Raw genomic sequence first — 16602 nt, forward strand, 5'->3', positions numbered from 1 at the left:
TGGTACTATTTCGTTTTAAGTGTTTTAAAGATGAAACATAAAAGATTTCCACAATGATTTGACTTTATTGTGGAAATCAAAACAATTAACTAATCCTTGCTACCAGAAGCACTCTTTTTCTCGCTACCAGAAGCACTTTTTTTCTCATCCTGTTCATAAATGAGAATTGGCTTGGACAAATCATTGACTACACTCTCATCAATAACAACTTTGTTCACCCCTTCCAGAGAAGGTAAGTCATACATGGTGTCTAAAAGAATATTTTCAAGTATCGATCGCAAGCCTCGAGCACCCATTTTTCTTGCCAATGCTTTTTTTGCAATAGCAATTAAAGCTTCTTCTCTAAATTCAAGTTCAGCACCTTCCATTTTGAAAAGAGATTGAAACTGTTTTGTTAAAGCATTCTTAGGTCGAGTTAATATGTCTATTAGAGCTGTTTCATCAAGTTCTTGCAGGGTAGTTACAACAGGTAAGCGACCCACAAACTCAGGAATCAAACCATATTTAATTAAATCATCTGCTTCGAGTTGTCCCAAGACTTTGGATATTTCATCACTGTTGTCTTTTTTGCTTTTTAATTGGGCAGAGAATCCTATGCTTGATTTATCACTGCGCTCACGAATTACTTTATCTAATCCTGCGAAGGCGCCACCACAAATAAATAAAATATTGGAGGTATCCACCTGCAAAAATTCTTGTTGAGGATGCTTACGACCACCTTGAGGTGGGACTGATGCAATAGTACCCTCAATTAATTTCAGTAACGCTTGCTGAACACCTTCACCTGAAACATCTCTGGTAATAGAGGGATTATCTGATTTTCGTGAAATCTTGTCGATTTCATCAATATATACAATACCTTGCTGAGCTTTATCTACATCGTAGTCACACTTCTGCAATAATTTTTGAATAATATTTTCTACATCTTCACCAACATAACCTGCCTCGGTAAGAGTAGTGGCATCAGCCATAGCAAACGGGACATTTAGGATTCGAGCCAAGGTTTGAGCTAAAAGTGTCTTACCACTTCCAGTAGGCCCTATAAGCAAAATATTACTTTTACCGAGCTCTACACCATCCTCATTTTTATGTTGCAGTCGCTTATAATGATTATATACCGCTACTGACAAAACCTTTTTCGCATGTTGTTGCCCTATTACATATTCATCAAGAAAATTAGATATTTCTTTTGGTGCAGGCAAGCGTGCTTCAGCTTCTTCATGAGACTCATGTGTTTCCTCTCGAATGATATCATTACATAATTCCACACATTCATCGCACACAAATACAGAAGGTCCTGCAATTAATTTTTTTACTTCATGTTGACTCTTGCCACAAAAAGAGCAGTACAGAACCTTATCTCCACTTCCGTTACCGGATTTACTCATAACTAAACCCCTTCTTACAGCTTTTACTAATATTTTAAGTAATTACATGTAAAATTTTAACCAATCAGACAAAAAAATGCTACTACACTCCTTTCAAACCAACCTAGATTATACCCTAGATAAATTAAGGAGTATCTAGTTAAATTATAGATCTGTAGAATGCCCTGTCACTTGCCTGTCATAGAGAACTTTATCAATTAAGCCATACTCCATTGCCTGGGTAGCACTCATAAAGTTATCTCTTTCAGTATCATGCATGATTTGATCAGGTGTTTTCTGGGTGTGTTTAGCCATAATATTATTCAAGCGTTCCCTGACTGCAAGTGTCTCCCGCGCATGAATTTCTATATCAGTTGCTTGTCCCCTGTAGCCACCCAAGGGTTGATGAATCATAACTCTTGAGTTAGGCAAGCAAAACCGTTTACCGTCAGCACCAGCACAAAGTAATAAGGCAGCAGCACTTGCTGCCTGCCCTATACACAAAGTACTTACATCAGGTTTAATAAATTGCATAGTGTCATATATTGCAAGACCTGCTGTAACCACACCACCAGGAGAATTGATATATAGAGAAATATCTTTCTCAGGATTTTCAGACTCAAGAAACAACAATTGAGCAACGACCAAATTAGCCATATGATCTTCTACTTCACCCAAGAGAAAAATAATACGTTCTTTCAATAACCTTGAGTAAATGTCATATGAACGTTCACCACGTGAAGTTTGTTCAATCACCATTGGTATTAATCCGCTTGCATTGCGGATAACATCATCCGAATAGCCTGGCATGCTTACTCTCCTTTTTTCTCAGTGCCCTTTTTGGGATTCATCACTGAATCATAGTCCATATTTTTATATTTAAGTTTGGCATCTGCAGCTATTTTATCTGCAACCATATCTTCCATAACTAATGCTTCAACCTCAGCCATATGCTCTTTGCTGCTTTGATACCATGCACGAAGTTCATCTGGACTTTCATAAGCACTGGCAAACTTATCAATCATAGCATTTACTTTGTCTGTATCAGCGACGATTTCATGTTTTTTAACGTATTCTGCGAAGAGTAAGCCTAAGTGTACACGTCGATTGGCTTGTTCTTCAAACAAATCTCTTGGGAAATCAGGAATTTTTTCGTTCTCTTTATGTTCATGACCAAACAAACGATGATACATGTCATGTTTTAGATGCTCAATTTCCTTATCTATCAAAGCCAGTGGTAAATCAACTTTGTTCACAGACATTAATTTATCAAACAATTTCTCTCTGTTCATCATGCTGACGCGCCGCTCCAATTCGCGAGCCATATTTTCCTTAATGTCCTTTTTAAGCGCCTCGATACCACCTTCCTTAATATTGAATTTCTCTGCAAATGCTTCATCCAAAGGGGGCAACTTACCTTCCATTACTTTCTTAACAGTAATCTTAAAAATCGCTTCCTTTCCAGCTAAATCATTGTGACCGTAGTCCTCAGGGAAATTGACTTTTATATCAAAAGGCTTATCTATTTTTCCACCTGCGATTCCATCTTCAAACCCGGGAATCATTGATCCAGAACCAATTACAAGCTCATAATTCTCAGCACTTCCCCCATCAAAAGGTTTATCATCTAAGAATCCTTGGAAATCTATGACTGTTTTATCACCTTTTTTAACTGCGCGAGACACTTCATGCCATTCTTTATTTTGTTCACGCAATTTTTCAATCATGCCATCAACATCTTTATCAGTGACTTCAGAGCGAATCAACTCCACAGTAGCCTGATTTAACTCAGCAACTTCAAAAACTGGCATCACCTCAAATATTGCTGTGTATTTAAAATCTTTGCCTGGTTCAATTTCTAAAGGTTCAACAGAAGGATAACCTGCCGGTATTAATTCGTTTTTTTGTAAAGCTTCATACAAAGTAGATTGTACCATTTCTCGCGCAACCTCTTCGCGCACACTGTCAGAAAAACGACTTTTTACCACATTAAATGGTACTTTCCCGGGACGAAAACCATCCAATTTAACTTTGCGAGCAAGATTTCTGAGACGCAAGCTCACTTCTTCCTCAACTTTCTCTGTAGGCACAGAAACTGTAACCTTACGTTCCAAACCTTTTAGGGTCTCAACAGAAACTTGCATTAATTCACCTCTTGGAAGTTATCATGAAATGGTGCGAAAGGAGAGACTCGAACTCTCACGGGTCGCCCCGCTGGAACCTAAATCCAGTGCGTCTACCAATTCCGCCACTTTCGCAATCAGGTTGGATTATCAATCAGTAATTCAGTCTTGTAAAGACTCAGATGGAATCTTTAGCGGTAGACTATACATTAAATTTGCTACAAATGGGGTGAACGATGGGACTCGAACCCACGACAACCGGGATCACAACCCGGGGCTCTACCAACTGAGCTACGCTCACCATAAATCTAATCATTTCACCCAGGGCTTACGAAAATCCCCAAATCACTACATTAGAAAATTTTTAACATGGTTATTAAATTGAGTTGAATTCCCTCATTAAAAATTTCTATTTACTATGGAGGGTTTCGTAAACCCTGTTCCAGCTACAGTACCACAAAAACAAGGCGGCTGGCGCGCCCGGCAGGATTCGAACCTGCTACCCTCGGCTTAGAAGGCCGATGCTCTATCCAGATGAGCTACGGGCGCTTAATTGGTCGGGGAGGAGGGATTCGAACCCCCGACATCCTGCTCCCAAAGCAGGCGCGCTACCAGACTGCGCTACACCCCGAAACCCGTCCCAAGGACAGAGCGCAGATAATACTAGGAGCTATCCTTAAGGTCAATATCCTTTAACATTTAATTTTTATTCCATTGATTTGAACTTAACTTTTGTCATTATTTTAGTTACGTCAGGGAGAACAAAGTTTCAAAATTTTTTTGAGATCGCAAAGCTCATTTTATGGAGGATTATCAAACAGACCCTCTTTACCAAAACAATGACTAAATCCAGGAATTCAGTTAGCATAACTAATTATCTACGAATTATGTCCGATCATGAAAGCGAAACTTTTACCTTTGTTTGATAATCTAAATCACATTCATAAAAATCATGACAACGTGATACTGCCTGATAATCGATTTCATAATGACTTCACTTACTGTTTGAATTTTTTAAAGAGCTATACAGGAAGTGAAGGAACCTTTAATAGTTACAGAAGAGAAACAGAACGTCTCTTACAATGGTCGTGGCTTATTAAAAATTCTTCTATCGATTCATTAAGACGTGATGATATTGAACAGTACATTCATTTCTGTCAAAACCCGCCAAAATCATGGATTAGCTTAAAAAAAGTCCCACGATTCATCGAAAAAAATGGTAAGCGGACACCCAATGAGGAATGGCGCCCTTTTGTAGTCACTATAAGCAAAGCATCCAGAAAAATTGGCCATAGTGTATCAATAGATCAATTTAAGCTATCTCAGGGTGCCGTGCAGGAAATATTTGCTATTTTAAGTACCCTATTCAATTTTTTAATTGCCGAAGAATATCTTGTTTCCAATCCAGTCGCCCTCATCAGGCAAAAAAGCAAATTTATTCGCAAAAGACAAAACAATGCGCCTATACGACGGTTAAGTTTAATTCAATGGGAAGAAGTTCTGCGAGCGGCTGAAACCTTAGCGGAAGACTCACCTGAAAAACATGAGCGGACTCGTTTTATATTAAGCTTGTTATTTGGCATGTATTTACGAATTTCAGAACTTGCTGCAAATGACCGATGGATACCCAGTATGAATGATTTTTCCAAAGACAGTAATGGTCATTGGTGGTTTACAACGGTTGGAAAAGGAAATAAAGAGAGGCAAATTGCCGTAAGCGATGCCATGTTAGAAAGCCTCACACGCTGGCGTCTATTTCTTGGCCTCACACCACTTCCATCACCCGCAGATAATTCTCCTTTGCTCCCTAAACTTCGAGGTAATGGTCCGATGAGTGATACAGCACCTATACGACGTATAGTTCAAAGATGTTTTGACATGGCAGGTGAACAACTTCGAATAAAAGGATTAGCAGAGGAAGCTGATAACCTGTCTTCTGCTACCGTGCATTGGCTAAGGCATACAGGAATATCAGAAGACGTAAAAATCAGGCCTCGAGAACATGTAAGAGATGATGCTGGCCATAGCTCAAGTGCAACAACTGACAGGTATATAGATATAGAAAAACAGGCACGATATCAATCTGCCAGAAAAAAAACGATTGAACCTGGAGAGTAAATTTTATAAAAAGTTCAAAAATAGGAAGCTGCCATCAATTTATGATAAAATAATGCATTAGTTTAATGATTTATGGTTTAACATGCTCACCTTGCGTCAAATAACCTTGTCCAGAGGCGATAAGGTTTTACTTGATAAAGTTAATGTCAGCCTTTATGAAAAGCAGAAAATAGGTCTAATTGGTCACAATGGCTGTGGTAAATCGACTTTATTTGATTTTCTCTTAGGCGAACTAACCGCTGATACGGGAGAATACTTAATTAATCCCCAGCTCAGTATCAGCCATTTGTCCCAACAATTACCTGATAGTAATGAAAAGGCCTTGGATTTTGTGCTTGGTGGAGATGTAGAACATATCCAATTGCTGAGACGTCTGTCTGATGCTGAAAAAAATGGCAATGACGAAGAAGTCTTGTATTGTCACGAAGAATTAGAACAGTCAGGAGGCTACAGCAAGCCAGCTCAAGCAGCTACAATTATGTCAGGTCTGGGTTTCAACAGGGATCAACAACAAGAATCAGTAAACAGCTTCTCTGGTGGATGGCGAATGCGCTTAAGCCTTGCCCGCTGCCTAATGAAACCAGCTGCCCTTCTTCTTCTTGATGAACCGACCAACCATTTGGATATGGAAGCCATCTTTTGGTTAGAGCGTTATTTAAAACAAAGCCCAAGTACGATTATTCTTATTTCGCATGATAGAGAATTCCTTGATGCCTTTGTGAGTCATATCTTGCACATAGAAAATCGAAACCTAACTCTCTATACAGGAAATTATAGTTGTTTTGAGAAAACACATGCCCAACAACTGGCTTTACAACAAGCAATGCATGAAAAACAACAGACCAAAATCAAACATATGATGACTTTTGTCACAAGGTTTAAAGCAAAAGCAACGAAAGCAAAACAAGCACAAAGTCGAATCAAAGCCATAGAAAAAATGGAGATAATTGCAGCAGCACAAGCTGACTCCCCATTTTCTTTTGATTTTTTTCCTTGTCCACGCGCTGGAAACCCTTTAATTCAATGTAACCAGGTTGATGCAGGGTATGCCAATCAACCACCTGTCTTGAAAAAAATCAAACTATCTCTTAATCCTGGAGACAGGCTTGCATTATTAGGTCCCAATGGGGAAGGAAAATCAACGTTAATTAAAACCCTAACGGGTAATTTACCAGTACACAGTGGTGATATCCATCGCTCGCCCCATTTACAAATAGGCTATTACGCACAACATCAGCTGGAGCAACTGGACTGTAAATTAAGCCCAGTTGAAACCATTCAAGTTCTCTCACCGGAAGTGAGAGAACAAACCATAAGGGATTTTTTAGGTGGATTTAATTTCATAGGAGATATGGCAGTACAACCTATCCACCACTTTTCAGGTGGAGAAAAAGCTCGCTTAGCATTAGCAAGGCTAGTTTGGTTAAAACCAAATCTTCTTTTACTTGATGAACCAACCAACCATTTGGATCTTGGTATGCGCTCAGCTATTGAATTAGCTCTGCAAACTTATGAAGGCGCATTAATTTTGATTTCTCATGATCGCCATTTGCTTAAATCGAGCGTTGACAACTTTTACCTCATTTATCAAGGAAAAGTACAGCCGTTTGAAGGAGATCTTGATGATTATTATATTTGGCTACAATCCAGAGATTCAGTAAAAGAATCCAAATTATCTACTTCAATGGATGAATATAAGGAAAGAAAGAGCTATCAAAATAAGCTAAAAAAACTGGAACAGCTTATTAATCATTATCAGGAACAACTCCACTATTTTGATAAGAAGTTAGCCGATACGTCTCTTTATGAGGATTCCAAACACAAGAGCAAATTGGATGGTTTATTGAAGGAACGGGATATTACTCATCGCTCTTTAAGTAACACAGAAGAGGAATGGCTAGATGTGTGCTATATTATTGAAAGCTTGGAAAAATAAAAGAAATTGCCAATCAGCCTTGCAGTTGCTCTAGCATAGATTTGGCTGCTAACTGCTCGGCTTTTCTTCTATTTGGGCCTTGGCCATAAGCTACGTTCCCCACTCCCTCCACCGTACAAGTGACATAAAACGTTTGATCGTGTTCATCACCCTCGATTTTTGTCAAAGAATATTCAGGTAGAGCATATTTTGATGCTTGCAAAAATTCCTGTAATTGTGTTTTGGCATCCTTTAGGCAATGAGTTAAATCAGGATCATCTAGTCTTGAGCTATAAAGTGTTAAAATAGTCTGCTTGGCAGCATTGATGCCGCCATCCAAATAAATAGCCGCTAATACAGCCTCTAAAGCATCCGCCAATATAGAAGCTCGCCGAAATCCTCCACTTCTTAACTCGCCTTGTCCGAGAAAAAGATAATCACCGAGATCTATTTCCTTGGCTACTTCTGCTAACATTTCACCTTTAACCAGGAAAGAGCGCAACCGACTCAACTGTCCTTCGCTGTGCAATGGAAAACGACTAAACAGTTCGTTTGCAATAATGAAACTTAATATAGAGTCTCCTAGAAATTCAAAACGCTCATAATTATCACTACCAGCACTACAATGAGTCAAAGCCTGCTTCAAATAAGCGATATTATTAAAATGATAATTTAAACGCCTACTTAATTTTTCTAAATTAATTTTCACTACCTGCCGTTACCTCAAAACTGTTTTCAAAATTAAATAATAAGCTCATATTATATATTAATGGCTTAATGACTTGATATTTTAGCCTGATTTTAAACTTATTAGTGCCAGCAGGACTAATAATCAATTGCTCTGGTTTCAAGTCTTCTATTCCATTGATATCCAATCGTTTGGTCACACTTTCTCTTAATGTCACAACATCCGCATATGGGTCCCCTGACAGAGAGGAGGCGGGAATTGAATTTAATGATTTTATCGAATGTATAATAGAATAGTGTTGAATATAAACTGGCACTACTCGCATAATAAATATTCCAGCCATAACAACTACAACAGCAGTAAACAGCATACCAATTAATGTCATTCCCTGTTGTTTTCCCATAAATTGTTCCTTCAATTAATTAATCTACCTATTTTCGACCAACGTACGTTATCCGTCTTCCCATTCCAACTCATCCAGACCAAAAAGGCTTTTCCTCTCAAATAGCTATCCGGTACAAATCCCCAGAATCGACTATCAGCACTATCATCGCGGTTATCACCCATCATAAAATAATTTCCTTCAGGCACAACCACATCAAAATCTACAGCAGGCACATCAGGTCTGATAAATATATCATGTACAACACCATTTAAATCCTCTTTATACTTAGTTACTGCTTTTCCAGAACTTTCATCCGTAGTGTACTCAACAAAGGTTTGTTTTGCTTCTTTACCATTAATAGTTAATTTTTTATTATGGTAAGAAATTCTGTCACCAGCCCCCCCAATAACTCTTTTAATGTAGTCATAAGATGGTTCAGGTGGCCAACGAAAAACAGCAATCTCACCAGTCTTAGGGTTGGCGATTGGCACCACCTTTTTTTCCCATACAGGAAGCCTCAAACCATAAGCAAATTTATTGACTGCCACAAAATCTCCAACCAGCAAAGTAGGCTCTAGTGATCCAGAAGGAATACGAAAAGGCTCAATTAAAAAAGATCGTAATAACAAGACAATAAAAAATACAGGGAAAAAAGAACGTGAATATTCAATTATGCGACCAGGTTTTTGTCCAGGAGCACGTTTTTTTGCCCAAAACAACCAATCGAATAAAGCAATTAATCCGCTAACAGCAGATAATATGACTAGTATTAAAGCGAAATTCATAAACTCAATATCCCCAATTTGAAACCAAGCTCTATTAATAATTACCCTACTACAATCACGTGCCGCGATATGTTTGCAATATCCTATTGCATCGCGGGTTTTCCAACCATAAAGCACGAGACAATTTTAAGAAAAGATAAATTATTAACACGCCATAATTATAACAATCCCATCACCCTACTTTTTCTTATCAGTTTGAAACACCGCCATAAATGCTTCCTGAGGTATTTCCACATGCCCAACTTGTTTCATTCTTTTCTTTCCAGCCTTTTGTTTTTCCAATAGCTTTCGCTTACGGGTCACATCACCACCATAACATTTCGCAGTAACATTTTTACGTAATGCTTTCACTGTTTGCCTGGCAATAATATGACTTCCTAAAGCTGCCTGGATAGCAACATCAAACATCTGTCTTGGAATCAGCTCTTGCATCTTCTCTGCAATTAATCTTCCGCGGCTCTGAGCAGAATCTCGATGGACAATCACAGCAAGAGCATCAACACGCTCACTATTAATTAATATATCCATCTTAACTAAATCAGCAATCTGAAATCGTTGGAAATTATAATCCAGAGAGGCATAACCACGACTAACTGATTTCAATCGATCAAAGAAATCAGATACCACTTCACTCATGGGAATATCATAAACAACAGAAACATGCCGACCACTATAAGTCATATTGACTTGAACGCCACGTCTTTCAACACATAAAGTTATAATAGGCCCTAAATAATCTTGTGGGACTAAAATATTGGCTCTGACTATTGGCTCATACATTTCTTTGATTTGTGGAATTGGGGGCAAATGAGATGGGTTATCAATTAGTAAAGTCTCACCTTTCTGGGTCACTATTTGATAAACTACAGTAGGTGCAGTAGAAATCAAATCAAGATTATATTCTCTCTCTAATCGCTCCTGCACAATTTCCATATGCAACATGCCTAAAAAGCCACAACGAAAACCAAATCCCAAAGCCTCTGAAGATTCCGGTTCGTAAAATAGAGAAGCATCATTTAAACTTAATTTAGCCAAGGCCTCTCTAAATGCCTCAAAATCATCAGAGCTGACAGGAAATAAACCAGCATAAACTTGAGGCTTAACACGTTGAAACCCTGGTAGCACTTTATCTGCCGGATTTTTATCCAAAGTTAAGGTATCGCCAACTGGAGCACCTTGAATTTCCTTAATACCAGCGACAACATAGCCCACTTCACCTGCATATAAAAAATCCAGTTTAGTGCGTTTAGGAGTAAAAATGCCAACTTGATCCACTTCATAAGCTCTTCCTGTTGACATCACTCGCATTTTGTCTCCTTTTCGTATTGTGCCATTGACAATACGAACCAATGAGACAACACCCAAATAGCTGTCAAACCAGGAGTCAATAATCAGAGCTTGTAATGGAGCATGAATATCTCCTTTCGGTGGAGGAATATGCGCAACCAAAGCCTCCAAGACATCATGGACACCCAAACCACTTTTAGCACTCACTCTGATAGCATTCTGCGCATCCAGACCAATAATGTCTTCAATCTCTGCAATAACTCGTTCGGGCTCAGCCTGCGGCAAATCAATTTTGTTCAGTACTGGTAATACTGTAAGAGATTGATCAATCGCTGTATAACAAACCGCCAAGGTTTGTGCTTCCACGCCTTGGGCAGCATCAACGACTAAAATAGCACCTTCACAAGCCGCAAGAGAACGGGATACCTCATAACTAAAATCAACATGCCCTGGAGTATCGATAAAATTCAATAAATAAGTTTTCCCATCTTTGGCTGTATAATTCAATGAAACACATTGCGCTTTAATGGTAATACCACGTTCGCGCTCAATGTCCATAGAATCAAGAACCTGAGAACTCATTTCACGTTCAGTTAATCCCCCACAAATTTGGATAAAACGATCAGCTAATGTCGACTTGCCATGATCGATATGGGCAATTATTGAAAAATTTCGAATTCGATTTAAATCTTTCAACTCTTTTAACCTTCTTGCAAATAGCATAAGTCTATCTTAAATGTCAGCGTGCAGAAAGTAGGCAAAGCAAATTCTACAATTTTTGTATACGATTTGGTGTATCACGCAAAGAAAATTTGATTAACTGAGTGATTGGGAAATTGACAAACCAGGGTCAAAATTTGCTAATGGACTTTATTTTTACTAGAATCCCGCATTTGTAATGACAAATGGGTATATGATGCGACGAACCATCTGGGCGGGTTACATTGCTTTTTTTCTATTATCTTTTACAGTTTATTCCAACACAGCATTTACGCAACGTAAAGACGTTCAATCATTTATTAATATGATGGTGAAACAATATCACTTTAACCGCACACAATTAACCACAACGCTGAATCAAGTAAAACTTCAGCCTCAAATCATAGAGTCAATGGAAAAACCCTATGAAAAGAAAAATTGGGATATTTACCGTGCCCTATTTCTTACCCAGCAAAGATTAAATGGTGGATTACAATTTTGGTCCGAAAATAAAAAAACCTTAGAGAAAGTTCAAAAACGATATGGTGTGCCACCCGAAATCATTATTGCCATTTTGGGAGTGGAGACTTTGTACGGTGAACGACAAGGAGAAAACAGAGTTTTGGATGCCTTAGCTACCTTGGCGTTTAACTATCCTAAACGCTCTGCGTTTTTTACCAAAGAATTAAAAGAACTCTTCCTTTTGTGTCGAGAGCAAAATATAGCACCTACTCTATATAAGGGATCTTACGCGGGTGCTATAGGAAAACCTCAATTTATGCCGAGCAGCTATCGATATTATGCTGTGGACTTTAATAATAATGGTCGGCGGGATCTGGTGAATGATAATGGGGATTCAATTGCAAGTATCGCCAATTACTTACACAAACACGGCTGGAGATTAAACCAGGGTATCGCTCAACCGGCTATAGTCTCTGGATGGCGATATAAACGACTCCGGATGAATCCAAAAACTGCAAATTACCATTACTCCCAATTGATAAGTTCTGGTGTAAAACCAATAACTGCCTCGCAGAATCATCCCTCTCGTGCTGGAGTAATTGAACTGATTACTTCTCAAGGGAATGAATATTGGATTGCCTATCCTAATTTTTTTATAATTACTCGCTATAACTCAAGCCCCCAATATGCCTTAGCAGTCTATTTATTGGCTCAGCAATTGAAACAGCATTGGTATTCTAATTTGACAAAAAAGCATAGAGCCTATGCTTAAAATCATGTCTGGTAGAAATAACAGTAACTCCTGGTATATACTCAAAAATTAAAAGCCATAACGACGCAGAGTTTACACCATGGACAACTGTTTTATTTTTACCAAACATCTCGGTGATAATGGTTGTTTCTGCCTAAAAATGTCTCAGACGGGAGAACTCGTCTTTCCTCTTGAATTTCGCGATTTCTCACAATTAAAGGCTTTACAAAAAGAATGCAGGACTATCATTGTAGAAACCTGTACGAAAGCAATACTTCTCGGTCTGGCGCTTCCCTGGTTACCTGAACGAAAAGCCAGAATTGCTATTCCCTATGCGCTGGAAGACAAAGTAGCTCAAGCAGTTGAAGAACTTCATTTTGCCTTTGATAAATTTCATTATCACAATAATCAATATCTAGTTGTGGTAATTGACAAGCAAAAAATAAGAAAATTAATTCAGTTTTTTGATGAGCGGGATATCGAATTCGATGCAATAACTCTTGATTGGTTTGCCCTTGAGCCACAGGAATTGGTCATCAGCGAATCCGAACTACTTATTAATAATGACGACTTTAAAGGGGTCCTCACAGGTGAATTAGCCCAAACTTATTTGCAAAACCATCCACAAAATCCTGCTATCGTTTTTCAAGACAGTAAACTATCTACAATTTCCCCTGTAAGCAAAAAAGAGGAGCACTCCTACACATGGATTGCAGAAAGATTAATAAAATCAAAACCTCTTAATCTTTGCCAAGGCGAAATGCAGCATGGAAAAACAACAGACTGGATTAAAAAAGGATATCAAATAGCTGGATTGCTTTGCGGTATCTGGCTAATCTCAGTCCTTTTAGTAAATTGGTATACTCTCCACTCGCTCAACAAACAGATGGATACAGTTGATCAACAAATAGCAGCGATCTATCGCGAATTTTTTCCGGAAGCAAAACAAGTCATCAGCCCCAAATTCAGGATCAGTCAGCTTATTGGGAGCCATGCCACAAACAATCAAACGCGATTTTGGTTTATATTAAATCAATTTGCTAATGCTATGAAAGATAGTGGGATGACGATAGAACAACTAAGGTATCACAACAAAATAATATCAGTTACTCTAGTTAGCTCTGATTTTGAAAGCCTGCAAAAGATTGAGAATAAATTAAAACAGCTACAACTAAAGGTCAAACAAATGCAGGCCTCAACTAAAGACCAACAAGTTGTTGCCACCTTGGAGCTAATGTGAAAGCCTATTTAAATACCCTCAATGAACGAGAAAAATGGATGGTTATAGTGGCTGGCCTATCACTTTTCATTTACAGTTATTATTTATTACTTTATGCCCCTCTCAGTAATAAAGTAGATCAAAAATCCACACAATTAATTGAGAAAATTGAAACACTGGAATGGATGAAGCAAGTAAAAACTCAAAAACACTCATCCAAAAGAAAACAAACTGTAGATAATAGCCAGTTGTTAACCATTCTTGCTTCTCAGCTCAAAAATAATAGAGCACTTAAGTTCCCCTATCAACTGCAACAAACTGGTTCAGGAGACATTCAGTTAACTTTTGACACGGTCCCTTTTCAACGATTTATACAATGGCTATCAAAAATTAATGAAGAATATTCTATTAACATTAAACAATTTGATGTTGAGAGGACACAAACACCTGGTGTAACTCGGTTAATGATCATTCTTTCTACAAGCCAGGGCTAAGAGGCTTTGCCCAATACCCCTGGCAGTATGAAGACCAGGAACTGCAAGAAATAAAGTAATCAGCCCCAGAGCAATAGAAATATCAATGGAATTCCATTACTCATCGACATTCCCTTGAATGTTTCCCCACTTTTTAACTCCCGCACCTTGTTTAATTTCAGACGGTAACGATTCCAATGCTTTTTGAGCCGCTTCAGGGCTGTCGTAAGTGCCATACACTCCCTTATAATAAGCTTTACCATTACGGTGGTATTTCACCTGTGCCATTCTATCGTTTTTAGGTGTTTTATAGAGTTTTTTTGCCACCGCAGAAGCCTTTTCATCATCAGCGATCTCAATAGTATAACCTTGAGGATTTTGATTATTAACCCAATTTCTGTCTCTGTCTTTGAAAGACACAGGAGAATGATATTCGCCAACATGATAGGAATCAGGCACCACGACACTTTGAGATGATTTGTAATCGTATCTGTAATTGCCCATGGGATAATCTGATTGAGGATACATTTGGCTATAATCGTATGTGTAAATTTGATATCGTGTAGTATAAGTATCCTCATAAACCATACAGGAAGACATATTCGTTGCGCAGATAATTAAAGCGAGGTATTTGACTCGAGTATTCATTACAACACCCCCTGATTTTAATTTTTGCTTTTATTCCTATTTGTTGTTATCTACAAAATTAGAAAAAACTTTAGAAAATTGTATTATGCAAAAGAACTATTGTTTCCAAACAAGGTATGGAATAAAGTATTCGGTTTGTATTTTAAGAGCTTAGAACATGTGGACTCATAGACGCTCTGGTCAAACTAATCAAAGAGGTTCTCAAGATCACAGAGATCCCTATGAACGAGACAGGACCCGAGTAATTCATTGCCCAGCATTTAGAAGACTACAAAGAAAAACTCAAATTCTTGGAACTGATGAAGGGGATTTTCATAGAACCCGACTGACTCATTCACTTGAAGTGGACTCCATCGGCAGAAGTATTGTGCGTAATCTGATGACCAACCATGATCATCAACTGTTATTATCAAGTCTGTTGCCTAATGACGATCTCATCAGTGTGATTTGTTTGCTTCATGATATTGGCCATCCGCCTTTTGGGCACGGTGGTGAGGTCGCGTTAAATTATATGATGCGTAATTATGGAGGGTTTGAAGGGAATGGACAAACCCTACGCTTATTGACTAAAGTTGAAAACAGTTATGGGGGATTCGGCCTGGATCTGACTCGTCGTGCCTTATTAGGTATTTTAAAATACCCAGTAAGACGTTCTGATGTAGTTGCTCCTAAACAGCCCCCTATTCATGAATCTATTCATAAAACCATCAAAATCAATGATTGGCTGCCTCCAAAAGCTTATTTTGATTGTGAACAACCAGAAGTGGATTGGTTGTTATCTCCTTTCTCGGATAACGACAGGAAACTATTTCAATCACTCTCTGTAATGCCTAATGGCACCCAGGTAGGCAAAGCAGCCAATCATAGTTTTGATTGTTCCATTATGGATACTGCGGATGACATCGCTTACGGAGTTCATGATTTGGAAGATGCAATTCACTTAAGGTTAATTAACAGAACACATCTTGATACCCCTGAGTTCCGGCAATTAATAAGTGAAACATCTCTCTCAGAGCATCTGGAACGTATACTTAATTCCTTATTTTCTCATGAACTCTGTTTAAGAAAACAAACTATTGGAGAAATGGTCAATTATTTTATTACTTCTACCCGGATTGTTATAACTAATGAAGAATTTGAAAACAGTTTATTAAAACATAATATTGCGCTGATTCCTGAAGCTCATGCCCTTCTCAAATATTTAATGCAATGCATCTTTGATAATGTCATCGACTCTCAGGAAGCACGTACCTTCGAATACGGTGGTCAAACTGTTGTACTCCGATTATTCGATGCGATCAGCTCTAATCCTGCCAGTTTACTTGACAATAAAAACCGCGCTTTATTTACTCAAGCCAGTGATGAGAACGAGGCTTATCGAATAGTTTGTGACTATCTAGCCAACATGACTGATGAATACGCTTATAGAATGCATGAAAGATTATTTGGATTTAACACAAGAACTATATTTGAAAGGCTTTAGAATGGGGTATAGCCTTGTATGAATGTATCAAACGAATTGGTATTTCCCTCCAAACGGAAATCCAATTCTAATCTGGCTACAATATTATTTAGAATATGCTTTCACTCCTCTGAAAAATAAACAATGTCTCTTGGAGAGATTTGTTATTCTTAAATCAACTCAAAGCCATCTTCTCAAAATTACTTGTATCTACTACTGA

14 protein-coding genes and 4 tRNA genes are annotated in these 16602 nt (G+C 38.2%); 6 read left to right on the top strand and 12 right to left on the bottom strand.

The features are described from left to right. Positions 1 to 89: 89 nt before the first annotated feature. From clpX to ACZ5EK_RS09775, 7 genes are all read right to left on the bottom strand, one after another. Positions 90 to 1388 carry an ATP-dependent Clp protease ATP-binding subunit ClpX gene (gene clpX, locus ACZ5EK_RS09745; protein ID WP_464429318.1) on the bottom strand — a complete coding sequence of 433 codons (1299 nt, stop codon included), beginning with the start codon at positions 1386 to 1388 and terminating at the stop codon, positions 90 to 92. A gap of 144 nt (positions 1389 to 1532) precedes the next feature. Then, on the bottom strand, positions 1533 to 2177 hold the full coding sequence (gene clpP / locus ACZ5EK_RS09750; protein ID WP_464429319.1) for an ATP-dependent Clp endopeptidase proteolytic subunit ClpP: 645 nt from the start codon (positions 2175 to 2177) through the stop codon (positions 1533 to 1535). A 2-nt stretch (positions 2178 to 2179) separates the two neighbouring features. Then, the gene (gene tig, locus ACZ5EK_RS09755; protein ID WP_464429320.1) at positions 2180 to 3511 is read right to left on the bottom strand and encodes a trigger factor; all 1332 of its coding nucleotides are present in this window, start codon (positions 3509 to 3511) and stop codon (positions 2180 to 2182) included. A 29-nt stretch (positions 3512 to 3540) separates the two neighbouring features. Continuing rightward, a tRNA-Leu gene (locus tag ACZ5EK_RS09760) sits at positions 3541 to 3625 on the bottom strand. A 90-nt stretch (positions 3626 to 3715) separates the two neighbouring features. Then, a tRNA-His gene (locus ACZ5EK_RS09765) sits at positions 3716 to 3791 on the bottom strand. Positions 3792 to 3962: 171 nt separating this feature from the next. Continuing rightward, positions 3963 to 4039 (bottom strand) — tRNA-Arg (locus ACZ5EK_RS09770). Positions 4040 to 4044: 5 nt separating this feature from the next. Next, positions 4045 to 4121: transfer RNA gene (locus ACZ5EK_RS09775), tRNA-Pro, on the bottom strand. A 266-nt stretch (positions 4122 to 4387) separates the two neighbouring features. Here ACZ5EK_RS09775 and ACZ5EK_RS09780 point away from each other — a divergent pair. Further along, a complete protein-coding gene (locus tag ACZ5EK_RS09780; RefSeq protein WP_464429321.1) occupies positions 4388 to 5608 on the top strand; it encodes a tyrosine-type recombinase/integrase in 1221 nt (406 codons plus the stop codon). Positions 5609 to 5690: 82 nt separating this feature from the next. Further along, positions 5691 to 7544, top strand: a complete 1854-nt coding sequence (locus ACZ5EK_RS09785; RefSeq protein WP_464429322.1) for an ABC-F family ATP-binding cassette domain-containing protein — start codon at positions 5691 to 5693, stop codon at positions 7542 to 7544. A gap of 13 nt (positions 7545 to 7557) precedes the next feature. Here ACZ5EK_RS09785 and rnc read toward each other — a convergent pair whose 3' ends face one another. The 4 genes from rnc to lepA all read right to left on the bottom strand — a co-directional run bounded on the left by rnc (position 7558) and on the right by lepA (position 11391). Beyond that, positions 7558 to 8232 (bottom strand): ribonuclease III, encoded by a 675-nt coding sequence (gene rnc, locus ACZ5EK_RS09790; protein ID WP_464429323.1) that lies wholly within the window; start codon positions 8230 to 8232, stop codon positions 7558 to 7560. Then, a complete protein-coding gene (locus ACZ5EK_RS09795) occupies positions 8222 to 8614 on the bottom strand; it encodes a DUF4845 domain-containing protein (protein ID WP_464429324.1) in 393 nt (130 codons plus the stop codon). Before ACZ5EK_RS09795 ends, rnc begins: the two co-directional genes overlap by 11 nt. 11 nt (positions 8615 to 8625) lie before the next feature. Next, positions 8626 to 9381 (bottom strand): signal peptidase I, encoded by a 756-nt coding sequence (lepB, locus tag ACZ5EK_RS09800; RefSeq protein ID WP_464429325.1) that lies wholly within the window; start codon positions 9379 to 9381, stop codon positions 8626 to 8628. A gap of 177 nt (positions 9382 to 9558) precedes the next feature. After that, positions 9559 to 11391, bottom strand: coding sequence for a translation elongation factor 4 (lepA, locus tag ACZ5EK_RS09805; protein ID WP_464429326.1), 1833 nt, complete (start codon positions 11389 to 11391; stop codon positions 9559 to 9561). 193 nt (positions 11392 to 11584) lie between these two features. Between lepA and mltB the strand changes: the two genes are divergently transcribed. The 3 genes from mltB to lspM all read left to right on the top strand — a co-directional run bounded on the left by mltB (position 11585) and on the right by lspM (position 14293). After that, positions 11585 to 12601 carry a lytic murein transglycosylase B gene (mltB, locus tag ACZ5EK_RS09810; protein ID WP_464432483.1) on the top strand — a complete coding sequence of 339 codons (1017 nt, stop codon included), beginning with the start codon at positions 11585 to 11587 and terminating at the stop codon, positions 12599 to 12601. Between the two features lie 79 nt (positions 12602 to 12680). Further along, the gene (gene gspL, locus ACZ5EK_RS09815; protein ID WP_464429327.1) at positions 12681 to 13820 is read left to right on the top strand and encodes a type II secretion system protein GspL; all 1140 of its coding nucleotides are present in this window, start codon (positions 12681 to 12683) and stop codon (positions 13818 to 13820) included. Further along, positions 13817 to 14293: a GspM family type II secretion system protein LspM gene (gene lspM / locus ACZ5EK_RS09820; protein WP_464429328.1), complete on the top strand. Its 477-nt coding sequence runs from the start codon at positions 13817 to 13819 to the stop codon at positions 14291 to 14293. The genes gspL and lspM overlap by 4 nt, the downstream gene beginning before the upstream one ends. Before the next feature lie 96 nt (positions 14294 to 14389). Here the strand turns inward: lspM and ACZ5EK_RS09825 are convergent, their stop codons facing one another. Further along, on the bottom strand, positions 14390 to 14920 hold the full coding sequence (locus tag ACZ5EK_RS09825; RefSeq protein ID WP_464424159.1) for an SPOR domain-containing protein: 531 nt from the start codon (positions 14918 to 14920) through the stop codon (positions 14390 to 14392). A 157-nt stretch (positions 14921 to 15077) separates the two neighbouring features. Between ACZ5EK_RS09825 and ACZ5EK_RS09830 the strand changes: the two genes are divergently transcribed. Beyond that, complete coding sequence (locus tag ACZ5EK_RS09830; protein WP_464429329.1) at positions 15078 to 16403, top strand: anti-phage deoxyguanosine triphosphatase; 1326 nt, start codon at positions 15078 to 15080, stop codon at positions 16401 to 16403. Positions 16404 to 16602: the final 199 nt, after the last annotated feature.

It is taken from the genome of Legionella sp. JM-2024, assembly GCF_055389095.1.